The organism is Porphyromonas sp. oral taxon 279 str. F0450 (assembly GCF_000292995.1).
Classification (GTDB): domain Bacteria; phylum Bacteroidota; class Bacteroidia; order Bacteroidales; family Porphyromonadaceae; genus Porphyromonas; species Porphyromonas pasteri.
This window is the reverse complement of the sequence record NZ_ALKJ01000019.1, coordinates 228,738-245,119: the sequence shown is the minus strand read 5'-3', so window position 1 is coordinate 245,119 and position 16,382 is coordinate 228,738. Positions and strand designations below refer to the sequence as shown.

16 protein-coding genes and 1 tRNA gene are annotated in these 16,382 nt (G+C 53.3%); 10 read left to right on the top strand and 7 right to left on the bottom strand.

Annotated features, from left to right (window positions below):
- Positions 1-82: 82 nt before the first annotated feature.
- From HMPREF1323_RS04920 to HMPREF1323_RS04890, 7 genes are all read left to right on the top strand, one after another.
- Complete coding sequence (locus HMPREF1323_RS04920; RefSeq protein ID WP_044124048.1) at positions 83-2,833, top strand: TonB-dependent receptor; 2,751 nt, start codon at positions 83-85, stop codon at positions 2,831-2,833.
- A gap of 190 nt (positions 2,834-3,023) precedes the next feature.
- Complete coding sequence (gene tsaE / locus HMPREF1323_RS04915; protein WP_009433075.1) at positions 3,024-3,476, top strand: tRNA (adenosine(37)-N6)-threonylcarbamoyltransferase complex ATPase subunit type 1 TsaE; 453 nt, start codon at positions 3,024-3,026, stop codon at positions 3,474-3,476.
- The gene (locus HMPREF1323_RS04910) at positions 3,476-4,066 is read left to right on the top strand and encodes a thymidine kinase (RefSeq protein ID WP_009433191.1); all 591 of its coding nucleotides are present in this window, start codon (positions 3,476-3,478) and stop codon (positions 4,064-4,066) included. The genes tsaE and HMPREF1323_RS04910 overlap by 1 nt, the downstream gene beginning before the upstream one ends.
- A gap of 13 nt (positions 4,067-4,079) precedes the next feature.
- Complete coding sequence (locus tag HMPREF1323_RS04905; RefSeq protein ID WP_009433016.1) at positions 4,080-4,943, top strand: 5'-nucleotidase, lipoprotein e(P4) family; 864 nt, start codon at positions 4,080-4,082, stop codon at positions 4,941-4,943.
- 44 nt (positions 4,944-4,987) lie between these two features.
- On the top strand, positions 4,988-6,313 hold the full coding sequence (locus HMPREF1323_RS04900) for an L-cysteine desulfidase family protein (RefSeq protein ID WP_009432880.1): 1,326 nt from the start codon (positions 4,988-4,990) through the stop codon (positions 6,311-6,313).
- Positions 6,314-6,378: 65 nt separating this feature from the next.
- The gene (locus HMPREF1323_RS04895) at positions 6,379-8,427 is read left to right on the top strand and encodes an Ig-like domain-containing protein (protein ID WP_156795203.1); all 2,049 of its coding nucleotides are present in this window, start codon (positions 6,379-6,381) and stop codon (positions 8,425-8,427) included.
- A gap of 376 nt (positions 8,428-8,803) precedes the next feature.
- Positions 8,804-9,124, top strand: coding sequence for a hypothetical protein (locus tag HMPREF1323_RS04890; protein WP_052312357.1), 321 nt, complete (start codon positions 8,804-8,806; stop codon positions 9,122-9,124).
- 103 nt (positions 9,125-9,227) lie between these two features.
- Here the strand turns inward: HMPREF1323_RS04890 and HMPREF1323_RS04885 are convergent, their stop codons facing one another.
- Positions 9,228-11,174 (bottom strand): DNA topoisomerase IV subunit B, encoded by a 1,947-nt coding sequence (locus HMPREF1323_RS04885; protein ID WP_009432877.1) that lies wholly within the window; start codon positions 11,172-11,174, stop codon positions 9,228-9,230.
- A gap of 907 nt (positions 11,175-12,081) precedes the next feature.
- Between HMPREF1323_RS04885 and HMPREF1323_RS04880 the strand changes: the two genes are divergently transcribed.
- A tRNA-Lys gene (locus HMPREF1323_RS04880) sits at positions 12,082-12,154 on the top strand.
- Positions 12,155-12,259: 105 nt separating this feature from the next.
- Here the strand turns inward: HMPREF1323_RS04880 and HMPREF1323_RS04875 are convergent.
- The 5 genes from HMPREF1323_RS04875 to HMPREF1323_RS04860 all read right to left on the bottom strand — a co-directional run bounded on the left by HMPREF1323_RS04875 (position 12,260) and on the right by HMPREF1323_RS04860 (position 14,957).
- Positions 12,260-12,775 carry a pyridoxamine 5'-phosphate oxidase family protein gene (locus HMPREF1323_RS04875; RefSeq protein ID WP_044124112.1) on the bottom strand — a complete coding sequence of 172 codons (516 nt, stop codon included), beginning with the start codon at positions 12,773-12,775 and terminating at the stop codon, positions 12,260-12,262.
- A gap of 281 nt (positions 12,776-13,056) precedes the next feature.
- Positions 13,057-13,527: a hypothetical protein gene (locus tag HMPREF1323_RS09190; RefSeq protein ID WP_156795202.1), complete on the bottom strand. Its 471-nt coding sequence runs from the start codon at positions 13,525-13,527 to the stop codon at positions 13,057-13,059.
- Positions 13,524-13,694: a hypothetical protein gene (locus tag HMPREF1323_RS09185; protein WP_156795201.1), complete on the bottom strand. Its 171-nt coding sequence runs from the start codon at positions 13,692-13,694 to the stop codon at positions 13,524-13,526. Before HMPREF1323_RS09185 ends, HMPREF1323_RS09190 begins: the two co-directional genes overlap by 4 nt.
- Positions 13,660-14,142 (bottom strand): hypothetical protein, encoded by a 483-nt coding sequence (locus HMPREF1323_RS04865; RefSeq protein WP_044124045.1) that lies wholly within the window; start codon positions 14,140-14,142, stop codon positions 13,660-13,662. Before HMPREF1323_RS04865 ends, HMPREF1323_RS09185 begins: the two co-directional genes overlap by 35 nt.
- 8 nt (positions 14,143-14,150) lie before the next feature.
- Entirely contained in the window at positions 14,151-14,957 is an 807-nt protein-coding gene (locus tag HMPREF1323_RS04860) for a hypothetical protein (protein ID WP_044124043.1), read from the bottom strand.
- Positions 14,958-15,159: 202 nt separating this feature from the next.
- Between HMPREF1323_RS04860 and HMPREF1323_RS04855 the strand changes: the two genes are divergently transcribed.
- Positions 15,160-15,354, top strand: coding sequence for a hypothetical protein (locus tag HMPREF1323_RS04855; protein WP_044124042.1), 195 nt, complete (start codon positions 15,160-15,162; stop codon positions 15,352-15,354).
- Between the two features lie 92 nt (positions 15,355-15,446).
- Here HMPREF1323_RS04855 and HMPREF1323_RS08990 read toward each other — a convergent pair whose 3' ends face one another.
- Positions 15,447-15,845 (bottom strand): hypothetical protein, encoded by a 399-nt coding sequence (locus HMPREF1323_RS08990; RefSeq protein WP_009433120.1) that lies wholly within the window; start codon positions 15,843-15,845, stop codon positions 15,447-15,449.
- Between the two features lie 332 nt (positions 15,846-16,177).
- Here HMPREF1323_RS08990 and HMPREF1323_RS09235 point away from each other — a divergent pair, with 332 nt between their 5' ends.
- On the top strand, positions 16,178-16,381 hold the full coding sequence (locus HMPREF1323_RS09235; protein WP_009433185.1) for a hypothetical protein: 204 nt from the start codon (positions 16,178-16,180) through the stop codon (positions 16,379-16,381).
- Position 16,382: the final 1 nt, after the last annotated feature.

Sequence of the window (16,382 nt, the reverse complement as noted above, 5' to 3'; positions counted from 1 at the left end):
AGTAAGAGAAGGGGGATATGAATGGCGTATTTTTGCCCATGCGATATAGCAACTTTACTCACTATAAATCATAGTAATAACCATGCGTAAGCTTTACGCCCTCATGCTCTCACTGCAGATCCTTCTGGTCTCGGCCATCGGTCTCAGCAGTGAGCTGGCAGCACAAGAGCGGCCGACTGATGCCAACATTATTGGGCACGTCACAGATGCGAAGACTGGCGAACATCTCTCAGGTGTCACCATCGCTATCAAGGGTACGACCTTCGGTACGGCTACCGATGCCACAGGGCACTACTTCCTCAAGAACCTCAAGCAGAAGAGCGTGACACTCGTCATGCGCGGTCTCGGTTATCTCAGCCAAGAGCGCACCGTGGAGATCATCCCTGATAAGGTCGTCGAAGTGAACTTCGATGCAGAGCCAGACAACATCCGTATCGATGAGGTCGTCGTCTCCTCCAACCGTCAGGCTACCCTACGCCGTCTCGCTCCGACGCTCGTCACCGTGCTTGACACCAAGCTCTTCGAGAGCACCAATGCTACTAACCTCGCCCAAGGGCTGATCTTCCAGCCAGGTGTGCGTGTCGAGAATAACTGCCAGAACTGCGGCTTCAATCAAGTACGTATCAATGGCCTCGACGGGCGCTACTCACAGATCCTCATCGACAGCCGTCCCATCATGAGTGCACTGGCAGGGGTCTATGGTCTGGAGCAGATCCCCACGAACATGATTGAGCGTGTTGAGGTCGTACGTGGCGGTGGCTCTGCCCTCTTCGGCTCGTCTGCTATCGCAGGGGTGATCAACATCATCACCAAGGAGCCTCAGCGCAATAGCTTCTCTTTCAATGAGAGCCTTGGCTTCTCGGGCTTCAAGGATCTGGACAATAACCTGAGCTTCAACGGCTCACTCGTCAGCGACGACAACCGTGCTGGAGCTATGGTCTTCGCACAGGCTCGCTACCGCAAGGAGCACGATGTCAATGGCGATGGCTACAGCGAGCTTGGTCGTCTTGACTCCCGCTCGCTCGGCTTCCGTGGCTACCTCCGCCCCACGGACTACACGCGTCTGACCGGCGAAGTCCATACCTTCAGCGAAGCCCGTCGCGGTGGTGACCACATCGACTGGCCCGAGCAGGTAGCCGGTGTAGCTGAGTCCATTCGCCACTCCGTATATAGCGGGAACCTGAAGTTCGACGGCTACAGCGAAGACTACAAGCACCACTTCCAGCTCTACGGCTCCGCTCAGCACGTCACCCGTAACAGCTACTACGGTGGTATCGGTGAGACGAAGCTCCGCAACAAGGCAGGCGACAAGTACATTGATAAGGATGGCAACGAGACGACAGATGAGGGCAAGGCAGTGAAGGCAGGCTCTATCGGTCGCCCCATCCACACCTCTGACTACGGGAAGAACTTCGGTATCACCCGTGGGATGACGTGGGTCGGTGGTGCACAGTACACCTATGACTTCGACCACTTCATCTTCATGCCTGCTCAGCTCCTCGCTGGCGCTGAATACAGCTATGACCGCCTCGAGGACAAGATGCCTCTGAGAGAATGGGAGACCGAGAAGACCGTCAGCGATGGCTTCGACCTCAGCGCTAACCCCATCTCCCTCTCCCCTGCCCTGCGTCAGGTCATCCGCAACGCCAGCCAGTTCGCCCAGATCGAATGGAAGAACGACCGCTGGAGCGTCTTGCTCGGCACGCGTCTCGATGAGAACTCCGCCGTCAAGAAGGCTATCTTCAGCCCCCGCGCTACCCTGCGCTACAACCCCACGAAGAATATCAACATCCGCGCTACCTATGCCAAGGGCTTCCGTGCACCTCAGGTCTTTGACGAAGACCTTCACGTCGGGGTCGTCGGTGGTGAGGCACAGCGCGTGACCAATGCTGAGGACCTTCGTCCTGAGATCTCCCACTCCTTCAGCCTGAGCAACGACATGTACTTCACCCTCGGTGGTGCACAGGTCAACGTCCTCGTCGAAGGCTTCTATACCCGTCTGCTTGACGTCTTCACGAACTATAAGGACAAGTCTGAGAACGGTATCTCCTACTACACGCGCCACAACTACGGGATCGATGACAATGGTCAGCAGGTCTCCTCGGGCGCCAAGGTCCTCGGGCTGAACCTCGAGGGTAAGATCGCCTATCGCTGGCTCTCCCTCCAGGCCGGCCTCACGCTCACCAGCAACAAGTACGACGTCAACCAGGAATGGGGCGTACGTCAAAAGGTCCAGGGTGACCACGATGCTGCCTACTACGAGTCCTTCGTGCCTAAGGCTGACGGCTCTGACTTCGACAACGTCGCTGTAGACAATGAGCCTCAGACCATCTCGATGACCTCTAAGGAGATCACTCGCACGCCCTCTACCTACGGCTACTTCACGATCGGCATCAACCCGATCCGCCCACTGAACATTGCTCTCACAGGTACCTTCACGGGCTCAATGTACGTACCTCACGTAGTCAAGTGGGGGCAGAACTCCGCAGTCACCGACCGCACGGCTATCGCTACTGGTCTTCGCAAGGAAGGTTATAAGCTTCCTCTCGTAGATGCTACGGGTGCTGCTATCCTCGAAGATGGCGCACAGAAGGAGGTCGATGTCGAGTGGAACGAGCTGGTCAAGACCAAGAGCTTCTTTGATCTCGGCGCTAAGATCACCTATGATCTGCGTCTCTTCTCCAAGAGCAACGTCCAGCTCTACTGCGGTATCAATAACCTCTTCAACGCCTTCCAGAGCGACTACGACTTCGGTCCAGACCGTGACAGCGGCTATATCTACGGCCCCACAATCCCTCGCTCAGGCTACTTCGGGATGAAGTTTACCTTCTAATCCCACCCCTATCGCCCGAGGACAAGACGTCCCGAGTGCGACACGATTTAGAGGCTGCCCCTACCTTCTCCACAGAAGTGTAGGGGCAGCCTCTATATGTAGGTATATAGACTATGCACCGAATATCTTAAATTTGCGGGTGAGTATATGCTGGGGCACACATAGGCTCTGGCACAATCAAGACAAGCGAATGGACACTGAGACCACCTACCTCTTAGCCTCTCCCGACACGCTGGAGCCCGTAGCGCGCCAGTTCATCGAGGAGGTCCTCCCCTGGGGGGATATCTTTGCCTTCTATGCCCCGATGGGGACGGGCAAGACGACCTTCATCAAGACCCTCTGCGAAGCCCTCGGCGTGCAGGATGTCATCAATAGCCCGACCTTCTCTATTATCAATGAATATCGCGCTGAACCCTCGGGAGAACTCATCTACCACTTTGACTGCTATCGCCTGGAGAAGCTCAATGATGCGCTGAACCTCGGAGCCGAAGACTACCTCCAGAGCGGCGCACTCTGCTTCATTGAGTGGCCAGAGGTCATGGAGGATATCCTACCAGCCGACACGGTACGCGTTACTATAGAGGAGATCGAAGGCGGGGCACGACGCCTCACCGCACGCTATAATAAGACGGAGGACAAGTAATGCTTAATCCATTTGAGACGGGTCAGGCTCGTGTACGCGGTAGCATCGAGGTGATCTGCGGCTCAATGTTCAGCGGTAAGACAGAGGAGCTCCTTCGTCGCCTGCGCCGCGCCAAGATCGCAGGGCTACGCGTAGAGATCTTCAAGCCCTCGGTAGACACCCGCTACGATGAGACCGAGGTCGTCTCCCACGACCGCAATGCTATCGCCTCTACGCCGATAGATAATTCGTCGAACCTTCTCCTCTTAGCTTCGGACGTCGATGTCATCGGCATCGACGAGGCACAGTTCTTCGATGAGCACCTCCCCGAGGTCGTCGAGCAGCTGGCAGACCAGGGGATCCGCATCATCCTCGCTGGACTGGATATGGACTTCCGTCGCCAGCCTTTCGGCCCTATGGCGCAGCTCTGTGCTATAGCTGACTCGGTAGACAAGATCCACGCGATCTGCGTGGGCTGTGGGAGCTGGGCGAACTACTCCTACCGCCTTGTCTCTGGTGAGCAGCAGGTCATGCTCGGCGAAGCCAAGGAGTACAGCCCGCTATGCCGTACCTGCTACCTCAAGCACACACAAACCAACAAGGAATCCTAACCCCACAACGATAATGAATACCAATAAACTCCTCACTCTCGGAGCTTCTACCGCACTATCACTCACGCTCCTCTCGAGCTGCGTCATCGCTATTGGCTCAAACAAAGAGCAGAGTACGACCTACTCTCCAAGTGGGAAGGTAGCTTATGCGATGAGCCCTACCCTCGGTGGTAAGCTCTTCACGGCAGCCTGGATCCAGCGCTCTGCCGAGTACAAGGCACTCTGCCAGCAGGCCTACAATGTCGCTACGGAGCGCCTTCTTGCAGCCACTCAAAAGCCGTTGGCCGCAGGTGAAAAGCGCTGGGCTATCGTCACCGACATCGATGAGACCATCGTTGACAACACGGCGAACTCCGTCTACCAAGCACTCAAGGGCGAGGACTACTCTCAGCCTTCGTGGGATCGCTGGTGTGATCAGGCTGATGCTATAGCCCTGCAGGGTGCTGTCGAGTTCTTCCGCAAGGCCGATGCACTCGGTGTAGACATCTACTACATCTCCAACCGCGATGAGGTCAATCGTACTGGTACGAAGAAGAACCTCCGTGATCTGGGCTTCCCACAGGTAGAGGATAGCCACTTTATGTTCAAGGACAAGTCCTCCGACAAGAGCTCCCGTCGCAATGAGGTGCTCAAGACACACAACATCCTGATGCTCCTCGGTGACAACCTCGGTGACTTCGACCACTTATTTGATGTACGTGACGAGGCCGTGCGTGATCAGGGCGTCTCACGCTTCGCTGCTGAATTCGGCAAGCGCTTCATCGTCCTACCCAACCCCAACTATGGTGCTTGGGAGCCTGCGATGAACGGAGGCTATCCAGACCTCAAGACCAAGGACGCCAAGCTCACTACGATCCTTCGCACTCAGCGTAAATAACACACTCCCCTACTACACTACTTACCTTAGACCATCAGAAACCCATGCTTACACCCACACAGATACGGCAGATCACTGCTCTCATGCACCGTGAAGTCGTACCCGCTACAGGCTGTACCGAACCGGCAGCCGTAGCCCTCGCCGTAGCCTATGCTGCGGCACAGACGACCGCTGAACCCCGCTCAATAGAAGTCCTGCTCAGCGGCAATATGCTCAAGAACGCTATGGGCGTCGGGATCCCCGGCACGGGGACCTTCGGCATCCCCATCGCGATCGCTCTCGGTGCCATCTTAGCAGCACCCGAGAAGCAGCTGGAGCTCCTCGACACCTTCACTGATGAGGAGCTTCACAAGGCCCAGAAGCTTGTAGCAAGCGGCTGCATCCAGATCGGGCTGAAGGAAGGTGACAACGTCGACCGCCTCTACGTCGAAGTCCTACTGACCGATACGGAGGGGCATCTATCGACTGCTATCATCCAGGCTACTCATACAGGCCTCACAGCACTCACCTATGATGGTGAAGACCGCTTCGTGCCACGCACCGCCGATACGCCCTGCACGAAGTGTCCGGAGACTAAGGACGAAGAGGAGACGATCGCCTTGAACTTCGACCTCGTCTATGAGTACGCTCTGTATGGACCGCTGGAGGAGCTGGACTTCATCTACGAGGCTGCACTGCAGAACAAGCGTGCCAGCGAGTACTCCTTCACTCACAGCTATGGGCATAGCCTCGGTAAGCTCATCAATAGCGATATGGGACGTCGCTATCTCGGCAATACGCCCCTTACGCAGATGCTGGCCTATACCAGCTCTGCCTGCGACGCCCGTATGGACGGTGCTCCCATCACGGTGATGAGCAACTCGGGTAGCGGCAATCAGGGGATCTCCTCGATGCTCCCAGTCCTGACCTTCGCCGAAGAGCAGGGCGCAAGTCGTGAGGTCACCACTCGGGCGATCATGCTCAGTAGCCTCCTCGTCGTCTACATCAAGCAGCTCTTGGGGCGCCTCTCCTGCCTCTGCGGGATGGTCGTCTCAGGGATTGGCTCCGCCTGTGCTATCACCTACCTCATGGGTGGTACGAAGGAGCAGTCTATCGGAGCTGTGAAGAATATGATCGGCAACGTCTCGGGGATGATCTGTGACGGTGCTAAGCCTAGCTGTAGCCTCAAGGCTTCGACGGGCGTGAGCTCTGCACTCATCTCCGCTATGCTCTCTATGCAGGGACACGTCGTCACCGCTACCGAAGGTATCGTAGACGATGATATCGACGTCTGCATCCGCAACCTCGCAGACCTTGGTCGTGATGGCATGGCCCAGACCGACCTCAAGGTCCTCAAGATCATGACGAGCAAGGGCAAGCGTAATGCTTAGCCCCCGCTATTGGGGTTCACCGATAGTGTCCCGCTCGTCTCACATATGTAATCAGCTACTATTGGATGAATCCAAATAGAACGATGCACTTTGCGCTCAGCTTCCTGGCAGGATCCCTCCTGCTATGGGGCTGTGCGAACCAAGGTACACCCGAAGGTGGCCCCTTTGACACGGAGCCACCTCGTCTCCTACAGGCCTCACCAGCAGTGAAGGCTACGGGGGTCAATACGCGCCACTTCACCCTGACCTTCGATGAGAACGTCAAGCTCTCGAGCCAGACGGACAAGATCATCGTATCCCCTCCCCAGCGTGAGGCGGCACGTATCACAGCCAACGGGCGCCACGTCTCCATCGTACTCTCCGATACCCTGCGCCCCAATACGACCTACAGCTTCTACTTCGATGATGTCATCGTAGACAACAACGAGGACAACCCACTCGAGGGCTTCAGCTACCTCATCTCCACAGGTGGGCAGATCGACTCGATGCAGCTGGCGGGTCGGGTCATTGATGCCTTGACCTTCGAGCCTGTCGAAGGGCTCATCGTAGGGGCTTATCCCGCCACAGATATCAACGATAGCACGCTCCGTAAGCGTCCCTTCCCCTTTGTCAGTAAGACCAATAAGCTGGGATTCTTCACTATGCGTGGACTCCCCAACAGCACCTACAAGGTCTTTGCGACGAAGGACAACGATGCCAACTATCAGTACAGCGACCGCAGTGAAGGTCTTGCCTTCTCTCGCGAGAGCTTCCAGACGACGCTACGTGATAGCATGCGTACCGACACGATACGCATCGACTCCATCGTGCGCCGTGACACGCTTCACCGCGACTCACTCGTCACCTATCCCTTCACCTACTACTTCCCTCGCGACATCGCCCTACGCTATTCGGTAGCGAAGGTGCAGCAGTATGGCCTCGAGCGCCACAGCCGTCCCGATAGCTTGATCTGCCGACTGGAATTCCTCGCTGAGCCCAAGAAGCTCCCTCGCCTCCGCTCGCTGGACAAGCCAACCGCACCAGCCGAATCCCTCTACTGGGCTACGGCTAAAGGCAAGGTCGTCGACCTATGGCTACGAGACAAGGTGCTTCTTGCGCGCGACTCAGTGCGCTTCGCTCTCACCTACGAGAAGACCGACTCACTACTCCGCCTGCAAGAGAAGACCGACACGCTCGTCTTCATCAAGCCTCAGGTACGAGCTAAGAAACACGACAAGACGCACGAAGCAGAGAAGTCTCCTCTACAGATCACCCTCACCGGAGCTTCGGGGGCTTTTGCTGGCACCCCAAGTGACAGCCTCTATGTGACGGCTTCACGTCCCCTTGCAACCCTCCCCTCCTCTGCGATTCGCCTGGAGATACAGGAGGATTCACTCTACAAGCCTCAGGACTTCACCATCGTGCAGGACTCACTGGATCACCTACGCTATACGCTCCGCTTCCCACGAGCCTATGGCAAGAGCTATCGGGCGCGCATTGATTCGGCTGCCGTACGCGATATCTATGGTGCTGCCTGCGACTCTGTCGCCTTCACGCAGCAGATACAGAAGGAGGACGAGTTCGGTCAGCTCACCATCACCCTGCAGGGTATCCGCTCTCACGCCCTCGTCCAACTCATAGACAAGAGCGAGGCTGTCCTCCAGCAGTTCTATGGACATGAGGTCAAGGTGGACACGACGCAGAAAGCACAGCCCACAGCTCCATCCCCCGAAGGCGACAAGGTGCTCGCCGAGCTACTCTCTAAGCAAGCTCCTCAAGCCGCTAAGGCCGATAGTCTCCCCGAAGCAAAGACGCCCGTAGAGTCCTGCCAAGTCTCCTTCCACGACCTGAAGCCTGGTGAGTACTTCGTCCGACTCATCGTCGATACGGACGACAATGCCGCCTTCACACCTGGAGACTACCCTGATCGTGCCCCCGAGGAGGTCTATTACTACCCGCAGGAGATCTCCATCAAGAAGGGCTTCACCTCCGAAGAGCGCTGGGACATCCGCACGCAGTCACCTCTGGGCAGCAAGCCCGATGCCCTGCGCAAGGTCAAGCCCGACGAGGCGAAGAAGAAGCGCGAGGATAAGAACATCGAGTACTACAAGCGCTGGGGACGCAAGCGTCGCTAATCCCTCACCTCTCCATCCAAAGCAGAAGCGGTACAACTCCCATCGGGAGCTGCACCGCTTCTGCTATTATACCACTATACCATGGTAGACTGTTCGCGTCTATCGCCTTGGGAACATATCCGAGTTGATCGCCACGAAGATCCGAGCATCATGAGACTATTGCGCAAGCCCATCTCTTCACAGCTTGCGCAATGGTCTCTTGTATGTGAGTATTGTGTGAAGAGAACACTACTGAAGCCGATTTTGATGCGGAAGCCCTGACGGCAAAGCGCTGGCAGTATGATTCCAATTACCTTTTATTACCTTGCTCACAAGAAGTCGATCCCGAGACCACTCCAATAGTCTTTATTTACTATCTCTAAACTGTAAAGCGAATATGAAGAAGTTCATCCTCGCCGCAGCGTGCCTCTTAGCGCTCGGTGCAAATATCTCGGCTCAGAACCCCGAAAAGAAGGAACCCGTAAAAAAGGAATGTTCCAAGAACGATGCTAAGTCCTGCGATAAGAAGGACGCCAAGACTTGCGATAAGAAAGATGGCAAGGCTTGCGACCAGAAGGCAGACAAGTCCGCTCAGGAAGCAGGCAAGAAGGACTGCTGTAAGAAGGACGCCAAGTCTAAGGACAGTGCAAAGAAGGACTGCTGCAAGAAGGACGCCAAGGATAAGCAGCAGGATTGCTGCAAGAAGCAGAAGAAGTAATCCCTCCTCTAACCTATAGCAAAGGCCCCGCTACTCAATGATTGAGTAGCGGGGCCTTTCCTTTTTATACAGCCGTATTACTAACGGCATCTATAGTGCGTGATCATTCATCGACGACGAGATTATCGATGATGAAGTTCTGACGCTCGGGGGTATTCTTACCCATATAGAACATAAGGAGGTTGCTTAGATTGTCCTCCTTGCGGATACGGATAGGATCCAGCTTGATATTCTCCTCGCTGATCCAATCCTTGAACTGCTCTGGAGAGATCTCTCCAAGCCCCTTGAATCGCGTGACCAGTGCTCGCTTGCCCAGCTTCTTCAGTGCAGCCTGCTTCTGAGCCTCATTGTAGCAGTAGATGTTTGTCACAAGTTCTTCGGCAGGTGCCTCCTCTGCAGTCTTCTTGGTACGGCCCTTCTTCTTAGCAGGAGTGCTTGTCATAAAGTTGTCTGACTTCTTGTGCTCCTTGGGCAAGAAGACGCGGAAGAGCGGAGTCTCGAGGATGAAGACATGCCCACGACGCACCAGCTCGGGGAAGAACTGCAGGAAGAAAGTAATCAGCAGTAGACGGATATGCATCCCGTCGTCATCAGCATCGGTCGCGATGATGATACGATTGTAGCGTAGCCCGTCGAGACCATCCTCGATATTGAGAGCAGCCTGAAGGAGGTTGAACTCTTCATTCTCATACACCACCTTCTTACTCTGGCCATAGCAGTTGAGGGGCTTACCTCGGAGGCTGAAGACGGCTTGATACTTGGGGTCACGACACGTGGTGATGGAGCCACTCGCCGAGTTACCCTCCGTGATGAAGAGGCTGGTACGCTCAGGCTCCTTCGCCTTAGGGTCATTGAAGTGGATCGTACAGTCGCGAAGCTTCTTGTTGTGCAGGCTGGCCTTCTTAGCCCGCTCGCGTGCAAGCTTTGCTACACCACTGAGAGACTTACGCTCACGCTCACTTTCCTGGATCTTCTGCAGCATGATGGCAGCATCCTCGGGGTGGATATGGAGGTAGTTATCCAGCTCCTTACCAAGGAAGTCATTGAGGAACTTCTGAATACTTCGCCCATCAGGCTCCATATCCTTTGACCCAAGCTTGGTCTTAGTCTGGCTCTCGAAGACGGGCTCCTCGATCTTAATGCTGATGGCAGCTGCCATCCCATAGCGGATGTCGCGGTAGTCGAAGTTCTTCCCAAAGAAGTCCTTGATGACACGAGCTACGGCCTCCTTGAAGGCCGAGAGGTGCGTACCTCCCTGTGTAGTATTCTGTCCGTTGACAAAGCTATAGAAGTCCTCCCCTACCTGCGAGGTATGGGTCAGGACGATCTCGACGTCGTCCTCCTTGAGATGGATGATAGGATACAGAGGCTCCTCGGTGATGTTCTCCTCAAGGAGGTCTGCTAAGCCACGCTTCGAGAGATAGCGCTTGCCATTATAGATGAGAGCAAGACCTGCATTGAGGAAGGAGTAGTTCTTCACCATCGTCTCGACGAACTCATCCTTGTACTCGTAGTCGCGGAAGAGGTCAGCATCGGGACGGAAGACGACTCGCGTCCCCGACGGCTCATCGGAGGGAACGGCCTCGGTCTCCTCTAAAAGCTTGGCGTGGGAGTAGCGAACAGTCTTCGTCAGACCTTCACGCCAGACGGTGATCTCACAGTGAATGGAGAGAGCATTAACAGCTTTGATACCGACACCATTAAGCCCGACAGACTTCTTGAAGGCCTTAGAATCAATCTTCCCCCCAGTGTTCATCTTGCTCGTGGCATCGATGAGCTTACCGAGAGGGATACCACGCCCGTAGTCACGCACCGTCACCTGACCCTCACGGATAGTGATCTCAACCTTCTTACCAGCCCCCATGACATACTCGTCGATCGAGTTGTCAAGGACTTCCTTCAGCAGGACATAGATACCATCATCGGAATGGGAGCCATCTCCAAGCTTCCCGATATACATCCCCGGGCGGCGACGAATATGCTCGTCCCACTCCAAGGTCTTGATATCACTGTCGTTGTAGTCTACTGTCGTCTGTTCTAAAAGAGTCATGTGGTTGTAACGTCCGTCGTTGTTTTGCAGGTCAAAGATAGCAAAAAGCCCGCAGGAAACCGCCTGTGAGCCTATATAATGCCCTCTAATATAGCTCTATGTCAATATACTCTCCACGGCCTACCCCATAGCTTACCCATTCAAGGTAACTGCGCTACGTATAGCCTTGGAAGGCTGGTGCTACTTCGCAGACCTACCGCACGCTCTATCCGATCCTGACGGACGATATCCAGGCGAATCCCGAGCAACTCAAGCAGAACACGGGTACTAATCCTGAGTAGGACGCACTTCGCACCATCCGGATCTATCACCCCACTAGGGCGATCCATATAGAAGGCTTCCCTTGAGCTCCCACTGTGGAGCTCGAGGGCAAGCGGTTCTATATCATCTTCTTGTATGCCGATGTGTGGTTGCCTATGGAAGGGAGTGGTATGAACCTATATTGGTCATCGGGCTGACCTATATAGGTTGCTCTTCCGACCAATATAGGTCACGACGCGAACCTATATAGGTTGACTCAGTGACCAATATAGGTCGGTAGCACCTCCCCTCTCTCGTATATGCCATACAGGGTAAGACTGCCCTCTCTTAGTGAAGCGAGATCCAAACGACTACTGGTCTGTATGCGAAACAACTATTCGTTTGGGGGTCAAACTACTATTGGTTCACTATCCAAACTACTATTGGTTCGAGCGCGGAGCACTACTGATTTGAGTGCGAACAACTATTGCTCTATGCTTGACATCTCTATTGCTTTGCTCCTCGGTCTTGAGGAAGTAAGGCTTGCGCCTTGGTGTGGGAGCGCTACACACCCACGGCATAGATATTGGATGTATCACCGATATTGCTTACCTTTGCAACGCTTTAGAGTGCCTCCTGCAATATGGACACGCTAAAAGCTTAGGTAGAATCAGTAGCTCAGTCGGTAGAGCACATCCCTTTTAAGGATGGGGTCCTGGGTTCGAACCCCAGCTGATTCACGGTGGGGATGTCGCAAGGCATCCCCACACTCTTTTATAAAGCATGTGTCCCGCAAGACCTCAGTAGAGGTCTTGCGGGACATATGCTTCATCGGGGAGGGGGTATCAGTCTCCGGCATGTGAAGCTCCTGTCTGTGGGACGTACTTACGCTTGCCACTATACTCCGTAATGTCAATACGAATGATCTCCGTCCGATGGAAGGACTTCTCCACATATACCTTTCCCAGCTCCATATCATTAGGCGAAAGCTTCTCCAAGAGAAGATGAAGCGCATGCCGGCGCTCCTCCTCGCTGAGATCAATATGTGCAGTCCCTCGGAGGATGACGCTCTCATACTCGGTAGTAAACTTACTCGGAAGGAGATTCACGCGCCCGACAATACAGAGGGAAACCTCAGGATGACCAGCACGTATAGCACGAAGCTTCTTTCCCTCAGGGGCACAGTGGACATAGATGCAGTCTCCACCATCCCAGATATGATTGATGGGGAAGCCGTAGGGCTTACCCTCTTCATCGATCATCGAGAGGACACAGTACTCGCTCTCACGGAGTAGCTCCAGAGCACGCTCTTCATTAAGCAGGCGATCACGACGCCGCACATCAGCATTATTATACTTCATCATCAGACATATAAATAGTTGGTGGCAGATTATAGAGATGACTTCAAAGCTAACCAACTTCGATCAGCTGGAAGAAACATCATGCGTCAGCCCTGAACCAACGATACCGAGAAGCCCATCCCTCAGTCCTTGTGAAGCTGCAAAGAGAAGGTGCTATAGACGATAGATGAGACGGAGCCAATAGAGCAGTTGTATAGATTCCCGACCGGGTATTTGTTATATAGCGGCACCCGGACCTCTACTCGGTTGGGGCTTCGTCTTTTATGCGGTGTGGATAGGGGCTATCCCTTCCTCTTTTCGCCTTCGGATATGATACGCTCCTCTAGGTCTGCTTTGAACTTGTATATCGCGTAGATGTTGCGGAGGTTATATACGTGCGAAAGAGCTATGATTATGGATGAGAGTAGGCTTATACTTAGAGATAGGGATATGCCTGAAAGTGTTATCGTAAAAGACTCGTTGGTTATCGATGCAAGCAAGGCGAAGGAGGCGATACTAAAGTCACAGACTAAGCTATCTAGGAGCGTCCGGATATCTTTCTTGAGCTTGCTCCGGTATCTGGGCTCTCTCACCTCCTTGAGGTCAATGGAAATAGCCATGCTTATTGAGAGAGAGGATGCAACTCCCACAACGGTATACAGCGCTCCTGTGACTGACGATGATGCAGGGATAGAAGTCCAAGATGATAGTAGTAAAGCGAGTATTACTGCTATCACCATCTGTCCAACTAGTCTTCTTACGATGGGCTTCATGTAGTGGTGTCCTCTATGAGATTTGGGATGCTCCCGAGGAATCCTTCCATCTCTTGTTTAAGAGCTTCTTCATCTACCAGACGGGAGTGTTCGTCTACTACCTCGATACTGACTTCCTTAATAATAGCTATATCACTCCCTATGCTTCCTTCTCCTTTCTTCTTCATCAAGCTTATCTTCAATATCTTCTCGTAGCTTTTGAGTGCTGGTGAAGGTTATGGTCATGTATAGAATAGATTCACAGATGATCAGGGTGACCACGAGAGGAATGTTGACTGAAATGAAGCCAATGATACTAGGCTCAATGGTACCTCCTCCATCAGGGATAAGGTAGATAGTTATCAAGCCTATCATGGCCATGATGAAGTGGAAACAGAGACCATTCCGCTGATCTCTCAGGTTGCGCCTAATCTCTCTTCTTGCTTCGGTATTCTTAACTCTGTAGAGATCCATCGAAGTGATGACCGCTAGTGATACGGGGAAGAAGATTCCAGCCACACCAAACAGAAGCTTTGCTATTTCGATATTAACGGTTAGCCTTGGGAGTAGACTTGAAAAGACTATTCCTAGCACAATAACGAAAAGGTAGCGAAGTAAATTTGCCTGGAGCTTCATCTGAGTTACTATCCTTGTGTGAGTTCGAGAAGATATCGCTCCATCTCCTGCTTGAGCTGCTCCTCGGAAAGATGTCCATTTTCTGTTAATTCTATCTTGACGCTCTTCTCTCGTTGCATGTCAGAGCCTACTACATATTTCTTTCCCTTCTTGCCCCTAAATTGGACTTGATCTAAGCCAGATATAACCCTTAGACTCTGACCGAGCAGTCGCTCATAGTTCTGAGGAGTCATATTCTTAGGCCGTGTGAACTTTATATTAAGTTCAGCTTCAAGAATGTTGTTTGCTTTGAGCTCGTCTAGGTTCAAACTGTCACCGAAAAGGCTCTTGATCCTGTTCCAGTTTATCTTGTAAGCCCTTGATGCTTCCTCTGTATCTGCCTGACTATCCTCCGTCTCGACTGACCTCGTTCTGGGAGGGAGTATTGTCATCTCTTTAATGTCCTTAGGCTTGATTGGAAGTTCCGTTGAAATCATAGGGGTAAAGTTGAATAGGGTCTCCCCACGGATTTCTTCTATCAACCAATTCAAATAAGTCTCTACTCTGCTGATAGAGGAGCTCTTTCCAAGAGTCGTCACGAGGGTTCTACTACTAAGAGCGAAATAGTAGCAGTGCTTATAGATGGATGAATTAGCATTAGCCTCCAAGCCTCCAAGCTCATCTATGCTTATCATCGGCTGCGCAAACATCTCTGGGCGGATCTCCCCCATCTGAGTGCCTGGGGCAATGCATAGTATGACACCAAACAAGCAGTTGTTAGAGTCTGCATAGGCGGAAAGTACATCTTCATCATCACTTGTAGGATTTAGAGGCATGCGTCGATCTCCAGCACATGTTGCGGGGAGACGTTGCCGGAGCAAATCTAAAAGGCTCAATGGTTCGCTTTCGCTCAAGGACATACCACTCATTCTTTCAACTGAGAATGCGCGCAATGTTAAGTCTTTCCTCCTCATAATCTAGCTGTTTTTATCTCCGTGAAGGTACAGAATATCTCGGAATGGATAATGTAATATCTCAATGGTGGCCCATAGGCTGTCTTTAGAAGGAGAAGAGGGGCTCGACCTCGATGCGGGCAACGACCGCCGAGAGATGGCAGATGTCCGAGACCGATACCTCGAAGTCGTCGTAGTCGGGATTGATGCTACGGGCAATGTAGGTAGTACGCTCCTTCGCCTTGTCGGGGTGACGATGCAGGCGCTTGATGAAGTGTAGGGGAGGGTAGCCGTCCCCTTGGCGTACCGCTACCGCGTAGACTTCCCCAAACTGGATGCCTAGGGGATTGGCTGGGCTAAACGGGTAGCGCTTCAGAGCGACACGACACCCTCTAGGTACTTCGGGGACATAGAGTTGCCATGGATGATCATCTCCCCCTCGAGGTTGGGGATGCCCCAATAGGTGTCTATTATCTGAAGCTCGCCGGCCTCCCCTTGATTGCCTCCACGGAAGGCCTCGGTGTACTCGGGGATGAGGCGTACTCCCTCAGACTGAGCTCGCTGTAGATCCTCTTCGTGACCAACCTGAAGCGCCTCCGTCCAATACACACGATTATCCGTACCGACCCAAACATCCGTACGACGACCTACGTCAAGCAGGCTCGCTCCGGGATTTGGCTCGGTCAGTAGCATCTCCCCCTCGCCTGTACGCACCCAATCAATATTTAGGTCTTGATAAGAGTTAGCTATTTTTCTAAGAGAGGCTTCCATTATTTCGGCCTCTTTGTCTTGGAATCCACTAGACAAGCCGGTGGACTTATAGAAGGATAGCCTGCTTAGCCTCTTTAATTCTAAAAATTTAAGTATCCTTTTTCTCATACCAGGATAGCGTAGTTTAGCTTATTGGAAATCTTTCTATACCCTTGTACTGCAGACCAACGATCCCCCCGCAATGGGGCAGCGTACACGAAGGGAGCGGCACACCAAAGGAAGTGCCTACTGATCTTAGCATTCATCACTATTCACCCGCTAAGTTAGCCAATCCCTAGTGTATCGCCAAACCACGTAACCAGCTGGCACAGACTAGCAGAGTTAAGAGGATAATGATGAAGGCAACACCTCAAGCAGGCCATTCCACGACGCTCTACACGTCTCAGGAAGATCCCGAGGAGCTCTACCACAGCCTTCGAGCTAAGGCTATGGTATTCCTAGCGAATGAAGATGAAGAGTTAGCTCGAGGGGGCTATGTTCCCAACCTCGGGGCGGAGGCAGCGGGGCAGCGATTTTCGGTCGATCCTTCCTGGTAGC

Coding starts and splice junctions, on each gene's coding strand:
- HMPREF1323_RS04885 (WP_009432877.1), bottom strand. CDS start 11,174: ATGACTCTTTTAGAACAGACGACAGTAGACTACAACGACAGTGATATC.
- HMPREF1323_RS09185 (WP_156795201.1), bottom strand. CDS start 13,694: ATGAAGAAGAAAGGAGAAGGAAGCATAGGGAGTGATATAGCTATTATT.
- HMPREF1323_RS04875 (WP_044124112.1), bottom strand. CDS start 12,775: ATGAAGTATAATAATGCTGATGTGCGGCGTCGTGATCGCCTGCTTAAT.
- HMPREF1323_RS04860 (WP_044124043.1), bottom strand. CDS start 14,957: ATGCCTCTAAATCCTACAAGTGATGATGAAGATGTACTTTCCGCCTAT.
- HMPREF1323_RS09190 (WP_156795202.1), bottom strand. CDS start 13,527: ATGAAGCCCATCGTAAGAAGACTAGTTGGACAGATGGTGATAGCAGTA.
- HMPREF1323_RS04905 (WP_009433016.1), top strand. CDS start 4,080: ATGAATACCAATAAACTCCTCACTCTCGGAGCTTCTACCGCACTATCA.
- HMPREF1323_RS04920 (WP_044124048.1), top strand. CDS start 83: ATGCGTAAGCTTTACGCCCTCATGCTCTCACTGCAGATCCTTCTGGTC.
- tsaE (WP_009433075.1), top strand. CDS start 3,024: ATGGACACTGAGACCACCTACCTCTTAGCCTCTCCCGACACGCTGGAG.
- HMPREF1323_RS04900 (WP_009432880.1), top strand. CDS start 4,988: ATGCTTACACCCACACAGATACGGCAGATCACTGCTCTCATGCACCGT.
- HMPREF1323_RS04910 (WP_009433191.1), top strand. CDS start 3,476: ATGCTTAATCCATTTGAGACGGGTCAGGCTCGTGTACGCGGTAGCATC.
- HMPREF1323_RS09235 (WP_009433185.1), top strand. CDS start 16,178: ATGATGAAGGCAACACCTCAAGCAGGCCATTCCACGACGCTCTACACG.
- HMPREF1323_RS04895 (WP_156795203.1), top strand. CDS start 6,379: ATGAATCCAAATAGAACGATGCACTTTGCGCTCAGCTTCCTGGCAGGA.
- HMPREF1323_RS04855 (WP_044124042.1), top strand. CDS start 15,160: ATGGTGGCCCATAGGCTGTCTTTAGAAGGAGAAGAGGGGCTCGACCTC.
- HMPREF1323_RS04865 (WP_044124045.1), bottom strand. CDS start 14,142: ATGAAGCTCCAGGCAAATTTACTTCGCTACCTTTTCGTTATTGTGCTA.
- HMPREF1323_RS04890 (WP_052312357.1), top strand. CDS start 8,804: ATGAAGAAGTTCATCCTCGCCGCAGCGTGCCTCTTAGCGCTCGGTGCA.
- HMPREF1323_RS08990 (WP_009433120.1), bottom strand. CDS start 15,845: ATGGAAGCCTCTCTTAGAAAAATAGCTAACTCTTATCAAGACCTAAAT.